This is a genomic window from Brevundimonas denitrificans (assembly GCF_030160755.1).
Lineage (GTDB): Bacteria > Pseudomonadota > Alphaproteobacteria > Caulobacterales > Caulobacteraceae > Brevundimonas > Brevundimonas denitrificans.
This window is the reverse complement of sequence record NZ_BSOY01000032.1, coordinates 1-13,317: the sequence shown is the minus strand read 5'-3', so window position 1 is coordinate 13,317 and position 13,317 is coordinate 1. Positions and strand designations below refer to the sequence as shown.

The following is a 13,317-nucleotide window of genomic DNA, read 5'->3' as shown; positions in this document are numbered from 1 at the left end:
CGGAAGTCAGCGGTCGGTGCTGGCCACCACCAGGTTCCGCGAACGCGGCGGAACCGGCGGCGCGGGCGGGGCTGGCGGACGGGGCGCCACAACGCGCACCCCGCTGACGCCCCGGCACACCCGCGTGCTGAGGCTGCCCGGCAGGCGGGTGTTGGCGTCGCCGCACGCCCTGCTGACCTGGGTTTGCGTCAGTCCTTGTGCACCTGACAGGTCCGCGCCCCGGATGTCGGTGCGATTCATCGAGGCGCCGTCGAAATCGGCGCCGCCGAACCGGCCGCCGGTCAGGCGGGCGCCGTTCAGGGTCGCGTCGCTGAAGTCGGCGGAGCGGAAGTCGCCGTTCGACAGGTTCGACATGGCGATCTCCGCCTCGGAGAAGTTCGCCGAACGGGCGTTGACGTTGGCCAGGGTGGCCGCATTCAGCTCCGCCGTGCTCAGGTCCGCGCCGGTCATGACCGCGCCGTTCATATTGGCGCCGTTCAGCGCCGCGCCCGTCAGGTCAGCGCCCGCCAGACGCACCCGCACCAGCGTCGCGCCCATGGCCTCGGCGCCGGACAGGTCCGCTCCGGAGAAATTGGCGCCGGTGAAATCCGCCCCGACCATCTCCGCGCCGGACAGGTCGGCGCGGCTGAAGTCGCTGCCCGAGAAGTTCGAGCCGACCAGTTCCGCGCCCCGCAGATTGGCGCCGACCAGGGTCGCGTTGGTGAATACAGCGCCGGTGAAGGCCGCGCCTGTCAGGTCCCGGCCGGACAGTTCGCAGCGGTTGCAGGTCCCGCCCAACGACACCATCCGGGCGACGTCACGATCCTGGTACTGGAACTGGAACTGGATCTCGGCGCTGGCCGAGCCGGCCGCGGCGAGGGCCGCTATCGCCGCGCTGAGCGCGAGGCCAGCGGTCGAGACGCGACGGAACAGGGGGGAAGCGATCTGTTTCACGCCCCTTTCATGACTTCAAACATCGGCAAACCCTACTTAATTCGCCGTAAGGTCCGGGGCCGACTAGCAGCGGGGAATGGACAGGCCGCCAGGCAGTTGGGTCGCCTCGTCACCGCAGGCCTGGTTCAGACGGGCCTGGGTCAGGCCCGTTGCGCGTCGCATCGACGCCCCCGAGAAATTGACCCCGCTCAGGGTCGCGCCCGAGAAGGCCGCGCCGTCCAGATAGGCCCCCACGAAGCTGGCGTTGGTCATATTGGCGCCCGAGAAGTTCGAGCCCGAGAAGACGCCGCCATAGGCCTCGACATCGCGCAAGTCCGCGTTGGCGAAGCGGGTCCGGTTTATGACGACCAGGCTCAGATCAGCCTGACGCAGCCTCGCCCGGGACAGGTTGAGGCCGCGCGCCTCCAGTCCCGACAGGGCGGCCTGGAACAGGTTGCAGCCGGCGCAACTCCCGCCGGCGCGCACCCGGGCGATCTGACCCGCATTCTGGGCGGCAGCGGGCAGGGCGACGGCGACCAGGGCGGCGACGGCGGCTGCGGTCAGGATCGGCTTCATGGCGGGCTCCGGTCTCGGCGTCGGGCTTGGCTCGACGTGAGACATCATGGCGCCAAATCGTTGATCAACCCTGCATCGACGGCGCTGCCCCGCAAGTGTCGCAGATCCATCCCGCGCCGCGCTGCTGCAACGAGAAATCGCCGCAGGCCGGACAGGCCACGGCCTCGGTGGGCGCAGGGGACGTGACCGGCGTCTCGCGCTTCTGGCCGAAGGGCAGGACGACCAGATTGTCGGGGGCCGCGCCGCGGGCGAAGCCCTTGGAGATGAACCGCGCGGCCGGCACGGCCTCCGGCGCGCCGCCTTCGCCCTCCAGCGTCCCCAGGCCGTTGCTGTTGAGCGGGTCGGGTTCCGCATTGGCCAGTTCATGGCGGTCCAGATAGGAGACGCCCAGTTCGCGGAAGATATAGTCGAGGATCGAGGTCGCGGACCTGATCGAGTCATTGCCCGTGACCCCGCCGGCCGGCTCGAACCGCGTGAAGATGAAGGCGTCGACGAACTCTTCCAGCGGCACGCCGTACTGGAGCCCGATCGAGATCGCGATGGCGAAATTGTTCATCAGCGAGCGGAAGGCGGCGCCTTCCTTGTGCATGTCGATGAATATCTCGCCGAGTTCGCCGTCCTCATATTCCCCGGTGTGGATATAGACCTTGTGCCCGCCGACGGCGGCCTTCTGGATATAGCCCTTGCGGCGATCGGGCAGTTTGCGGCGGGTGCGGTCACGCTCGACGACCTTCTCCACGACCCGTTCGACTGCCCGGGCTTCCGGCTCCCAGCGGCGTGGCCGCGCCGCCGGTTCGGGCTCGACCAGATCGAGCAGCGCACCGGCGGGCGGCGCGGCCCGCTTCAGCCGCACGGCGCGACGCCCGTCGCGCGCAGCGTCCGCCAGCAGACGCGCGGCCTGCGCCGGCGTCGTACGCCAGTCGATCGTCGCCGGGGCTGTGTCGGGGATGGCGCTTGCGGCTTCCAGCCCGGCGCGGAGCGCGGCTTCGAAGGCGGCGGGATTGGACAGGACGGGCTTGAGGATCGCAGGAGCGCCGTCCCAGCCCGCCAGATCGCCATGGCCAAAGGCCCACGCCTCAGCCAGGGCGACATCCTCGACGGAGAAGCCGAGTTGCTGCAGCAAATCGCCCGCGGCGCCGTCGAAGCCCAGCACGTCGCGCAAGAAGCCGGCGTCCAGCACCGGCGGCCGGAAGACATCGTTCAGGCTCTCGACGTGTGCGAGGGCCTGTTCCAGCCCCTCAAGCTCCACATCCGTAAAGCCCTTCGCCCGCAAGGCCATATGGTCGATATCCGGGGCATCGACGAGGGTCCGGCGACCGAACAGGCGGCGTTCCGCGGCGTCGACGTCGCCGCCGTGCCGCATGATTGCGGCGGCCAACGAGGGGCGCAGGCGTCGCTCCACGCCGCCGTCCGCGGTCTGCCAGGTCTCGGCGGCCGAGAGTGGCGACAGGCCCAGCCGAAGGCCGGCCTCCGGATCATCGACGAAGAAAGCGGTCGCAGCCCCGCCTGCCGCCGTACGCACGAGGTCGGCCAGTTGGTCCGCGCGGGAAACGTCGGCGGGGGAGGCGCTGTTGAGCACGAGGTCGGCCAGCCCGCCGAGTCCGCAGGCTACGACCTTGGCGCCGCCGGTCGTGGGAGCCGTCGTCCAGAGCTGAACGAGATCCCGGAGCGCGGCCTCGAACCCTGTTCCGGCGATCTGCTCCAGCGCGGGCAGGGACAGGAGGACCGCCGGCGCCTCCCTGGCCTCCGACAGGGCCTCGGCGGTGTCCGGGTCGAAGGTCAGGATCAGATCGCCGTCCACGGCGGCCTCGGCCGCCGCCAGGGCTTCCGGCGCGCCGGAGGCGACCATGGCCCGGTCCGCGAGCGCCAGACGGGGCGGGGACTGCGCGGCAGGCAAAGGAGCGACTTCAAAGCACTCGCCCTGCATGGCGCGTACGATGTCGGCGTCGGCGGCTCCGGCCCGACGCGCGGCGAGCGCCGCCCGGGCCAGGGCAGGATTTCTCCGGGGGTCGGCGCAGTCGGCGCGCGGCCCCTCGCAGCGGGTCACCGCATCAGCCACCCTTTCCAGCGCCGTGGCTACGGCTTCGACGGCGCGGGCGGCCAGACGTTCGCCCCGGCGCAGAGCCGACTCCGCCTTCAGCCGACGCGCCGCATCGGGCTCGGACAGATCGATCAGACCAACGGCGACTCCCGATGTCCGGGCCGGCGTGGCGAGCCCCAGCAGCATGGTGGCCGCCAGCGCGCCTGCCGTGTCCGGGCTCAGTCGTCGGCCCCAGGCGACCGCCCCTTCCGCCAGGGGGTCGTCGCTGTCCGCCGCCACGCCTTCGGCGTCAACCCAGTCCAGCCAGGCCTCGACCTGAACGTCGGTCCAGCCCTCGGGCGCGCGCACGGCGACGATCCGGTCCGCGCGTTCGATCTCGCGGATGGGACGCTGCATCGCGGCGGCGAGGGAGACGAAGGGAAAGCGCATGCGGCGGACTCGACGTGGCCTTTCGGCCAGACTAGCGGCGCACCGGGTGTTGCGGCAATAAATCTGGCGTGTCCGCGAGTGGTTACCCCCAAGATGTTGAGGTGGAAGGCGCGCGCGCGGTGCTGGACGCAGGCCTCGCCGCTTTCTATGATGTGATGAGTGTCTCCGGCCCCCGTCGGGCGACCGAGCGTGAGTGGATTTTCCGACGTGCTAGGCAGGATCTTCGGCTGGACCAGCGGCGCCACCATCGGCACCTTCTTCACCATCGCCAAGCGCGGCGAACATGTGGGGACCGACGAGTTCGGCAACCGCTATTACCTGTCCCGCGACAGCTCGAGCTATGACGGCCGCCGTCGCCGTTGGGTGACCTACAATGGCTATGCCGACGCCTCGAAGGTGCCGCCGGACTGGCATGGCTGGCTGCATTACACTTTTGACGAACTGCCGACCGACCAGCCCCTGCCGCGCAGGGCCTGGGAAGAAGACCACCTGCCCAACCTGACCGGGACTCCGATGGCCTGGCGGCCGAAAGGCTCGCTGGCCGCCGATGGCGTGCGGCCGCCCGCGACCGGCGACTACGAAGCCTGGCGCCCGGAATGACCTTGCGGGGGTCGATACTGGCGGGCGTGACCGCGGCGGCGCTGCTGGCGTCCGGCGGGGTTCTGGCCTCGGCCATCAATGACCTGCCGCAGGACGCGGTGCCGATCCAGGACCCCACGGCCTCCCTGAACCGCCAGACGCCTGCCCAGACACCACCGATTGAGCCTGCACCGGAAGCCGCTCCGGCGCCGGCCGCTCCGATCGCCGTGACCCCGGTCACGCCGCCGATCGTGGTCGCCGAGGCGGAAGAGAAGGAAGACGAGCCGGAGAAGGCCGAAGCGGCGCCGGCGAAACGGGTTGAAACGCCGGCCGCTCCCGCCCGTCGCCAGCGTCGCCGCGTGGCCATCGTCGAAGCCATCGACAAGATCACCGCCGAATCGATGCGGTTCGAGGTCGAGGTCGGCGGTCGCCCGGTCCGGTTCCAGCGGACGCTGATCTTCACCGCACGGGCCTGCGAGGTCTCCGCCCCTGATGAACAGGTGTCCGACGCCGTCGCCTATCTGGAAGTCAGCCTGCAGCCGCGGGGCGTCATCCAGGTCAGTGAACCGCGGCAGATCTTCCGCGGCTGGATGTTCGCGTCCTCGCCCGCCATCAGCGGGCTGCAGCATCCGATCTATGACGCCTGGATCGTCGGCTGCAGGGCGTAGAACAGCGCCTCTGATCCCGTCATCGGATCGAACAGCGAACGCGTGTTCGGCCTCAGCAGACGAGCCGCTCTCAGCAGTTTGAGATAGGCCGCCTGGGGCGTCTCGACCGCGCCGAACTGGCTGAGGTGGCCGGTCAGGAACTGGGTGTCGAGCAACCGCCAGCCGCCGCGCTTCAGCCGGGCGACCAGATGCACCAGGGCGATCTTCGAGGCGTCGCGTTCGCGGCTGAACATGCTCTCGCCGAAGAAGGCCCCGCCGAGCGTAACGCCGTACAGGCCGCCGACGAGGGTTTCGTCGCGCCAGCATTCGATGCTGTGGGCGTGGCCACGGGCGTTCAGCTCGACATAGAGACGGCGGATCGGGGCGTTGATCCAGCTGTCGTCACGGCCCGGACCGGAGGCGGCGCAGGCGTCCAGCACGGCGTCGAAGGCGGTGTCGACCCGGACCTCAAGGGCCGTCGTCCGGACCGTGCGCTTCAGGCGGGTCGGGACGTGGAAGCGATCCAGCGGGATGAGGCCGCGCTGTTCCGGTTCGACCAGAAAGATGCGCGGGTCGTCGCGGGCCTCGCCCATGGGGAAGACGCCGGTGGCGTAGCAGTTCAGCAGTTCGTCGGGGCCGAAGCCGCCGAACGGGCCGCTGGCGCTGAAGCCCGGGTCGCTCAGGCCTCGCCCTTCTGGCGTTTGGCCCAGTTCTCCAGCCAGTGGATGTCATAGTCGCCGGACAGGATGTCGGGCTCCTGCAGCAGCTTCTGGAACAGGGGGATGGTGGTGTCGATGCCGCCGACGACCATCTCGTTCAGGCTGCGCTTGAGGCGGGCGATGCACTCCTCACGGTCGCGGCCGTGCACGATCAGCTTGCCGATCAGGCTGTCGTAATAGGGCGGGATCGAATACCCGGCGTAGATGGCGCTATCCAGCCGCACGCCCAGGCCGCCGGGGGCGTGGAAGTCGGTGATGGTGCCGGGCGAGGGGGTGAAGGTCTCGGCGTTCTCGGCGTTGATCCGGCACTCGATGGCATGGCCGGTGAAGCTCACGTCAGCCTGGGTGAACGACAGCGGCAGGCCGGCGGCGATGCGGATCTGCTCACGCACCAGATCAACGCCCGTGATCATTTCCGTAACGGGATGCTCGACCTGCAGCCGGGTGTTCATCTCGATGAAGAAGAACTCGCCGTCTTCCCAGAGGAATTCGATGGTGCCGACGCCGAGGTAGCCGATGGCGGCGATGGCCTTGTTGACCGTCTCGCCGATGGCGACCCGTTCGGCCGCCGACAGGGCGGGCGAGGGGGCCTCTTCCAGCACCTTCTGGTGACGGCGCTGCAGGGAGCAGTCGCGCTCGCCGAGGTGGACCACATTGCCGTGGCTGTCGGCGATGACCTGCAGCTCGATGTGGCGCGGCTTCTGGAGGTAGCGCTCCATATAGACGGCGCCGTTGCCGAAGGCGGCTGTGGCCTCGGACTGGGCGGTCTGGACGGCCTCGACCAGATCATCGGCGGTCAGGGCGACCTTCATGCCGCGCCCGCCGCCGCCGGCGGCGGCCTTGACGATCAGGGGGAAGCCGATGGTCTTCGAGGCCGCGATGGCGTCCTCGATGGTCTCAACCTCGCCGGCCGAACCGGGCACGCAGGGGATGCCGGCCTCCAGCACGGTCTGTTTGGCGGTGATCTTGTCGCCCATGACCCGGATGTGCTCGGGTCTTGGCCCGATGAAGGTCATGCCGTGGGCCTCGACGATCTCGGCGAAGCGGGCGTTTTCGGACAGGAAGCCGTAGCCGGGGTGGATGGCCTGGGCGCCGGTGATCTCGGCCGCGGCGATGATCGAGGGGATGTTCAGATAGCTTTTGGCGGCCGGGGCGGGGCCGATGCAGACGCTTTCGTCGGCCAGCCGCACCCACATGGCGCCGCGGTCCGCTTCGGAGTGCACGGCGACGGTGGAGATGCCCATCTCCTTGCAGGCGCGGTGGATCCGCAGGGCGATTTCGCCGCGGTTGGCGATGAGGACCTTGGTGAACATATTCAGATCCCTGGGGCCTAGGCCTCGAGCAGGACGAGAGGCTCGCCGAACTCAACCGGCTGGGCGTCGCCGACCAGCACCTCGACCACCACGCCGTCACGCGGAGCCTGGATCGGGTTCATCGTCTTCATCGCCTCGACGATCAGCAGGGTCTGGCCCTTCTTGACCTTGTCGCCCACGGCGATGAAGGGCGGGGCTTCCGGCGAAGCCTGCAGATAGACGGTGCCGACCATCGGCGACTTCACCTCTTCACCGGCCTTGGCCACGATGGTGGCCGGGTCGGACGGCATGGAGGCGGGCGCCGGGGCCGCGGCCGGGGCCGCGTGCGCGGCGGGAGCCGGGGCGGCGGCGTAGTGGACCGGCGCGGCCATGGTCACTTCACGGGCGACGCGGATGCGCAGTTCGCCGCGCTCGACCTCGATCTCGGTCAGGTCGGTGTCATTGAGGATGTCGGCCAGCGACCGCACCAGGGAGGTGTCGATCTCGGCTTCGTTCTTGAGCTTGGGGGCGGGCGATTTCGATTCGGCCATGGGAGCCTCTTGTTACCTTCTAAACCGAACGGTCGGCGGCGGCGCGGCGTTCCTGCACCAGCCGCAGAGCGGCCGTGACGGCCAGTTCGTAGCTGAATGGGCCGAAGCCCGAAACCACGCCGGCGGCGGCCGGCGAAACATAGGAGCGATGCCGGAAGCGCTCGCGCGCCGCCGGGTTGGACAGATGGCATTCGACGATCGGTATCGTCAGCGTCTTGAGAGCATCCAGCAGGGCCACGGAGGTGTGGCCGTAACCGGCGGGGTTGATGACCAGGGCGGAGGCGGTCTCGCGGGCCTCCTGGACCCAATCGATCAGTTCGCCCTCGTAGTTGGTCTGGCGGAAGACCACGGCGGCGCCTTCGGCGGCGCGCTCGCACAGGGCCTGGACGTCGGCGAGGGTCTCACGCCCATAGATGTCGGGCTCGCGCACCCCCAGAAGGTTGAGGTTCGGGCCATTCAGGACGTAGAGGACGGGGGTGTCGGGCATTGCGCTCGCGGATAAGACGGTCCGACCGGAATCGGACCGGCCTTTTAGCTGAGGCGTGGCGGTTATCAAACCGGACGCGTGAAAGAGTGACGTAAGGGCATGCGCATCCAGGTCAACGGGGAACATCGCGAGGTTGAAGCCGCGACGATTCTCGCCCTTGTGGAGGAACTCGGTCTCGATGTGCGCAAGGTGGCGGTGGAGCGCAATCTGGAGATCGTGCCCCGGTCGCTGCACGCCTCGACGGCGCTGGCCGAGGGGGATCGGGTGGAGCTGGTGCAGTTCGTGGGGGGCGGCTAAACACCCGCCATGACCGCACCCACAGACACCTGGACCGTCGCCGGACGGACCTTCTCCAGCCGGCTGATCGTCGGCACCGGCAAGTACAAGACCTATCAGGAGAACGCCGAGGCGGCCGAGGCGGCGGGGGCGGAGATCGTCACCGTGGCGGTGCGGCGGGTGAACCTGACGGATCCGGACCAGCCCATGCTGGTCGACTATGTGAAGCCGGACCGGTTCACCTTCCTGCCCAATACGGCGGGCTGTTTCACCGGCGAGGACGCGGTGCGGACGCTGCGGCTGGCGCGCGAGGCGGGCGGCTGGGATCTGGTCAAGCTGGAGGTGCTGTCGGACACGGCGCACCTGTATCCGGACATGATCGAGACGCTGCGGGCGCTGGAGCTGCTGATCAAGGACGGCTTCCAGGTCATGGTCTATTGCACCGACGATGTGGTGATGGCGAAGCGGCTGGAAGAGGCGGGGGCCGCGGCCATCATGCCGGCGGCGGCGCCGATCGGCTCGGGCCTGGGCATCCAGAACCGGGTCAACATCCGGCTGATCATCGAACAGGCGACCGTGCCCGTTCTGGTCGACGCGGGGGTGGGCACGCCGTCGGACGCGACCCTGGCCATGGAGCTGGGCTGCGACGCCGTGCTGATGAACACGGCCATCGCGGGGGCGAAGGACCCGATCCTGATGGCCTCGGCCATGAAGCATGCGGTCATCGCCGGACGGCAGGGCTATCTGGCCGGACGGATGCCGCGGCGGATGTATGCCAGCGCGAGCTCGCCGATGGCCGGGCTGATCTGAAAAACAGGGTCCAAAGAGTCCAGAGAGTCCAAAGTCAGGCTCTCCGGGTCCGAAAAACGCGGTCCAAAGAGTCCAGAGCAGCGGCGATCGGCGGGAAAAACACCGTCCGAAGCGTCCGAAGCGTCCGAAGCGTTCGCTGCGTGCGGGGGGTGTTGCGTGAGTTCGATTGTCAAAGATCGGGCCGGCAACATCGCGCGCCGGTGCGTCAGAATCGGACGTGGGTTCAGATGTCCGTCTCCCGGCGGGAGAAGGTGGCCCGGAGGGCCGGATGAGGGTCGGGTGGCAAAGCGGCGAAGCCGCCCCGGGGCAGGTCGACCCTCACCCTTGAGCGCAAGGACGACCGCTTCGCGCTCGTGCGCTCAAGCCCTCTCCCATTGGGAGAGGGAGTCGGTTAGAGCATCCCATCCTCCCGACGAGACCGACCATGCACGACATCCGCGCCATTCGAGACAATCCCGCCGCCTTCGTCAGCGGCTGGTCGTCGCGCGGGGTGGCGGACGCGCAGGCGCTGGTGGATGAAATCCTGACGCTGGATACGGCGCTGCGGGCGGCGCAGACGGCCGGCCAGACGGCGCTGGCGCGGCGCAATGAGAGCTCCAAGCTGATCGGGGCCGCGATGGGGAAGAAGGACCTGGCCGAGGCCGAGCGGCTGAAGGGCGAGGTCGAGAGCCTGAAGGGCGAGATCGCGGCGGCGGAGGCCGAGGAGGCGCGGGTCGGCAAGGCGCTGCGCGACCTGCTGGCGGCGCAGAAGAACCTTGCGGCGGACGATGTGCCGGACGGCGAGGATGAGGCGGGCAACGTCGAGGTTTCGCGCTGGGGCGAGCCGCGCCTTTCTGAATCTGAGGGGGGCGGACCGGCCAAGGATCACGCTGATCTGGGCGAGGCGCTGGGGCTGCTGGACTTCGAGGCGGCGGCGCGGATGTCGGGGGCCCGATTCGCTGTGCTGAAGGGCGGGCTGGCGCGGCTGGAACGGGCCATCGGCCAATTCATGCTGGACGTGCAGACGACCGAGCACGGCTATCAGGAGGTCAATCCGCCGCTGCTCGTCAACGACGCGGCGGCCTATGGCACTGACAAGCTGCCGAAATTCGCGGACGACCTGTTTCGCACCACGGATGGGCGTTGGCTGATCCCGACCGCGGAGGTGTCCCTGACGGCGACGGTGATGGGACAACTGCTGTCCGAGAGCGACCTGCAGTCCCCGATCCGGATGACGGCGCTCACGGCCTGTTTCCGGGCCGAGGCCGGCTCGGCAGGCCGGGACACGCGCGGCCTGATCCGACAGCATCAGTTCTACAAGGTTGAGCTCGTCTCGATCACCCGCCCAGAGGACAGTGACGCCGAGCACGAGCGCATGACGGCCTGCGCTGAGGCGATCCTGCAGAAGCTGGAACTGCCGTACCGGCGACTGCTGCTGTGCAAGGGCGACATGGGCTTCGGGGCGCGCAAGACCTTTGACCTTGAAGTCTGGCTGCCGTCGCAGGGGACGTATCGCGAGATCAGCTCCTGCTCCAACTGCGGGGACTTCCAGGCCCGGCGGATGGATGCGCGGTTCAAGCGGGCCGGGGAGAAGAAGACCGAGTTCGTGCACACGCTGAACGGTTCGGGTCTGGCGGTCGGTCGCACTCTGGTCGCGGTGATGGAGAACTATCAGGAGGCGGACGGGCGCATCCGGGTTCCGGAGGCGCTGGTTCCCTATATGCCGAAGGGCATGACCCACGTGGGTTGAGCGGAGCATGAGGAGTAGACCGATGAAAGCCGTTCTGACCGCAACCGCCGCCCTGGCCCTGACGGCCTGCGCCGTGGGCCCGTCGTCCAACACCTATGTCCACGCCGCCGGCGACACGGCCTTCACCGGCTGGCTGCGGTTCGCGAACGGGGAGTTCCAGCTGTACGGCGACGAGGACCAGGTGTTGCAGCCGTTCTCGCGCCCGTGCGTCTCCGGCGCCGCCTCCCGCGACGAGATGCGGCAGGCGATGGGCGACCTGAACGGCGCCAAGGTGACCATCACCGGCCGGACCGCCGCCTGGAGCCAGGCGGCCAACGGCCGGATCGAACACGCCGGGTCCGTGATCCGCAACGACTGCGGCGGCGGCTTCGTCATTCTCGCCGATGACATCCGGCCGGCGAACTGATCGGAGCCGCATGCGGATTCTCCTCACAAACGACGACGGGATCGACGCGGAAGGCCTTGAAACCCTTGAACGCATCGCCCGCACCCTGTCGGACGACGTCTGGGTCTGCGCGCCGCAGGTCGAGCAGTCGGGCAAGGGGCGGGGGATCACCCTGACCGAGCCGCTGCGGGTCAATCAGGTTTCAGAGAAGCGGTTCGCCGTGACCGGGACGCCGACCGACTGCGTCGTGCTGGCGGTCAACGACCTGATGCCGGAGCGGCCCGATCTGGTGCTGTCGGGGGTCAATCGCGGGCATAATGTCGGCGAGGACTGCTCCTATTCGGGGACGGTGGCGGGGGCCTTGCAGGGGATGGCGTTCGGCATCCGCTCGATCGCCCTGAGCCAGTCGCTGGAGCGGTTCCACGACGATGTGGTGGCCCACTGGGAGACGGCGGAGGCCTTCGCCCCGGCGATCATCTCACGCCTGCTGGCCCAGCCGTGGCAGGATGGGGTGGTGATGAACCTGAACTTTCCCAACCGCGCGCCGGAGGATGTGACCGAGGTCGAGGTGACGCGCCAGGGCTTCCGCGACATCGGCGAGATGCATGCGGTCAAGCGCACCGACCTGCGCGGGCGCGACTACTACTGGATGAGCTTCCGCGGGACGAAGCACGACCATCCGGCCGGCACCGACCTGCGGGCCATGGACGAGGGCAAGATCTCGGTCACGCCGCTGCACATCGACCTGACCCATGCGCCGAGCATCCACGACCTGAAGGGCGTGCTGGGCGGGGCGCCGCCGAAATCGGTCGTGGCCGTATGAAGCTGAACGACGACCGCGCCGGACGGCTGATCCTGGGCCTTCGCCAGCAGGGAGTGATGGACGCGCGCGTGCTGGCGGCGATGGAATCGATCGATCGCGCGGTGTTCGTGCACGAGAAATTCCTCGACCAGGCGTGGGAAGACCAGGCCCTGCCGATCGACTGCGCCCAGACGATTTCCCAGCCCTATATCGTCGGCCTGATGACCCAGGCGCTGGACGTGCAGCCGCGCCACCGGGTGCTGGAGATCGGCACGGGCAGCGGCTACCAGGCCGCGGTGCTGAGCCGGCTGGCGCGCTATGTCTATTCGATCGAGCGGTACCGCAGCCTGCTGAACGAGGCCGAGGCGCGGCTGAAGGCGCTGAAGATCGACAATGTGATCACCCGCCACGGCGACGGCGGTCTGGGCTGGCCGGAACAGGCGCCGTTCGACCGGATCATGGTCACGGCGGCCTCGCCCGGCGAGCCGACCGAACTGCTGCACCAGCTGAAGCCGGGCGGCATTCTGGTGTGTCCGGTGGGGCGGTCGTCGGTGCAGCGGCTGCACCGCTACGTCGGCCAGCCGGACGGCAGCTTCCAGCGCGAGAGCCTGGCCGAGGTGCGGTTCGTGCCGCTGGTCGAGGGGACGGCGAAGGAGGGGTGAGGATCTGGGGTGTGGGGCTTGGGGTGTGGGGTGCCATACAAAGGTTTGAGAGCGGGGACCTGGGCGTTCTGCTTCCGCGTCGCTTCTGACCCCCAAACCCCATAACCCAGCCCCCACGCCCCACACCCCGTTAACCTTCGCGCCCAACTTTGGCGCCCTTTGACGGGTTGGCTTGAATCGACGGTCGGGGCACACGGGACGGCGACCGAGCGGCGGGAGACGGCATGACGATTCGATTCGCGATCAGGGCTCTGACGGTGCTGGCCGGAGCGGCGACCCTGACGGCCTGCGCCAGCTATCCGGACGCGCCGCGCTATGCGATCCATGCCGGCGACGCGCCGCCGCCGTCGCGGACCCCGGCCTATCCGGCCGCGCCGATCCCGAGCGGCGAGGGCGTGCGCGGTCCGACCGATCCGGCCC

At 69.0% G+C, this 13,317-nt stretch carries 16 protein-coding genes; 9 read left to right on the top strand and 7 right to left on the bottom strand.

Annotated features, from left to right (window positions below; translation table 11 throughout):
• Positions 1-6: 6 nt before the first annotated feature.
• The 3 genes from QQJ79_RS08455 to QQJ79_RS08445 form a co-directional block, all read right to left on the bottom strand.
• Positions 7-933: a pentapeptide repeat-containing protein gene (locus QQJ79_RS08455; RefSeq protein ID WP_284222490.1), complete on the bottom strand. Its 927-nt coding sequence runs from the start codon at positions 931-933 to the stop codon at positions 7-9.
• 63 nt (positions 934-996) lie between these two features.
• Positions 997-1,488: a pentapeptide repeat-containing protein gene (locus QQJ79_RS08450; protein WP_284222489.1), complete on the bottom strand. Its 492-nt coding sequence runs from the start codon at positions 1,486-1,488 to the stop codon at positions 997-999.
• A 64-nt stretch (positions 1,489-1,552) separates the two neighbouring features.
• Positions 1,553-3,958 carry a TSCPD domain-containing protein gene (locus QQJ79_RS08445; protein ID WP_284222488.1) on the bottom strand — a complete coding sequence of 802 codons (2,406 nt, stop codon included), beginning with the start codon at positions 3,956-3,958 and terminating at the stop codon, positions 1,553-1,555.
• Positions 3,959-4,165: 207 nt separating this feature from the next.
• Between QQJ79_RS08445 and QQJ79_RS08440 the strand changes: the two genes are divergently transcribed.
• The gene (locus QQJ79_RS08440; protein WP_284222487.1) at positions 4,166-4,558 is read left to right on the top strand and encodes an NADH:ubiquinone oxidoreductase subunit NDUFA12; all 393 of its coding nucleotides are present in this window, start codon (positions 4,166-4,168) and stop codon (positions 4,556-4,558) included.
• Positions 4,555-5,205, top strand: coding sequence for a DUF2155 domain-containing protein (locus tag QQJ79_RS08435; RefSeq protein WP_284222486.1), 651 nt, complete (start codon positions 4,555-4,557; stop codon positions 5,203-5,205). The genes QQJ79_RS08440 and QQJ79_RS08435 overlap by 4 nt, the downstream gene beginning before the upstream one ends.
• On the opposite strand, the gene aat is transcribed toward QQJ79_RS08435, so the two are convergent.
• From aat to QQJ79_RS08415, 4 genes are read right to left on the bottom strand one after another with little or no spacing between them, the layout of a single operon-like run.
• Positions 5,172-5,867 (bottom strand): leucyl/phenylalanyl-tRNA--protein transferase, encoded by a 696-nt coding sequence (gene aat / locus QQJ79_RS08430; protein WP_284222507.1) that lies wholly within the window; start codon positions 5,865-5,867, stop codon positions 5,172-5,174. The genes QQJ79_RS08435 and aat overlap by 34 nt on opposite strands.
• The gene (accC, locus tag QQJ79_RS08425; RefSeq protein WP_284222485.1) at positions 5,864-7,216 is read right to left on the bottom strand and encodes an acetyl-CoA carboxylase biotin carboxylase subunit; all 1,353 of its coding nucleotides are present in this window, start codon (positions 7,214-7,216) and stop codon (positions 5,864-5,866) included. The genes aat and accC overlap by 4 nt, the downstream gene beginning before the upstream one ends.
• Before the next feature lie 17 nt (positions 7,217-7,233).
• Complete coding sequence (gene accB, locus QQJ79_RS08420; RefSeq protein WP_284222484.1) at positions 7,234-7,746, bottom strand: acetyl-CoA carboxylase biotin carboxyl carrier protein; 513 nt, start codon at positions 7,744-7,746, stop codon at positions 7,234-7,236.
• Positions 7,747-7,765: 19 nt separating this feature from the next.
• Positions 7,766-8,233: a type II 3-dehydroquinate dehydratase gene (locus QQJ79_RS08415; protein ID WP_284222483.1), complete on the bottom strand. Its 468-nt coding sequence runs from the start codon at positions 8,231-8,233 to the stop codon at positions 7,766-7,768.
• Positions 8,234-8,332: 99 nt separating this feature from the next.
• On the opposite strand from QQJ79_RS08415, the gene thiS reads away from it, so the two are divergent.
• The 7 genes from thiS to QQJ79_RS08380 form a co-directional block, all read left to right on the top strand.
• Entirely contained in the window at positions 8,333-8,530 is a 198-nt protein-coding gene (gene thiS / locus QQJ79_RS08410; RefSeq protein ID WP_284222482.1) for a sulfur carrier protein ThiS, read from the top strand.
• Positions 8,531-8,539: 9 nt separating this feature from the next.
• Positions 8,540-9,319 carry a thiazole synthase gene (locus tag QQJ79_RS08405; RefSeq protein ID WP_284222481.1) on the top strand — a complete coding sequence of 260 codons (780 nt, stop codon included), beginning with the start codon at positions 8,540-8,542 and terminating at the stop codon, positions 9,317-9,319.
• A 424-nt stretch (positions 9,320-9,743) separates the two neighbouring features.
• Entirely contained in the window at positions 9,744-11,048 is a 1,305-nt protein-coding gene (gene serS / locus QQJ79_RS08400) for a serine--tRNA ligase (protein WP_284222480.1), read from the top strand.
• Between the two features lie 22 nt (positions 11,049-11,070).
• The gene (locus tag QQJ79_RS08395) at positions 11,071-11,454 is read left to right on the top strand and encodes a hypothetical protein (RefSeq protein ID WP_284222479.1); all 384 of its coding nucleotides are present in this window, start codon (positions 11,071-11,073) and stop codon (positions 11,452-11,454) included.
• Between the two features lie 10 nt (positions 11,455-11,464).
• On the top strand, positions 11,465-12,256 hold the full coding sequence (gene surE, locus QQJ79_RS08390) for a 5'/3'-nucleotidase SurE (protein WP_284222478.1): 792 nt from the start codon (positions 11,465-11,467) through the stop codon (positions 12,254-12,256).
• Complete coding sequence (locus QQJ79_RS08385; protein WP_284222477.1) at positions 12,253-12,897, top strand: protein-L-isoaspartate(D-aspartate) O-methyltransferase; 645 nt, start codon at positions 12,253-12,255, stop codon at positions 12,895-12,897. The genes surE and QQJ79_RS08385 overlap by 4 nt, the downstream gene beginning before the upstream one ends.
• 224 nt (positions 12,898-13,121) lie before the next feature.
• Positions 13,122-13,317, top strand: a 196-nt coding sequence (locus QQJ79_RS08380) for a hypothetical protein (protein ID WP_284222476.1), incomplete at its 3' end; no start/stop codon positions are given.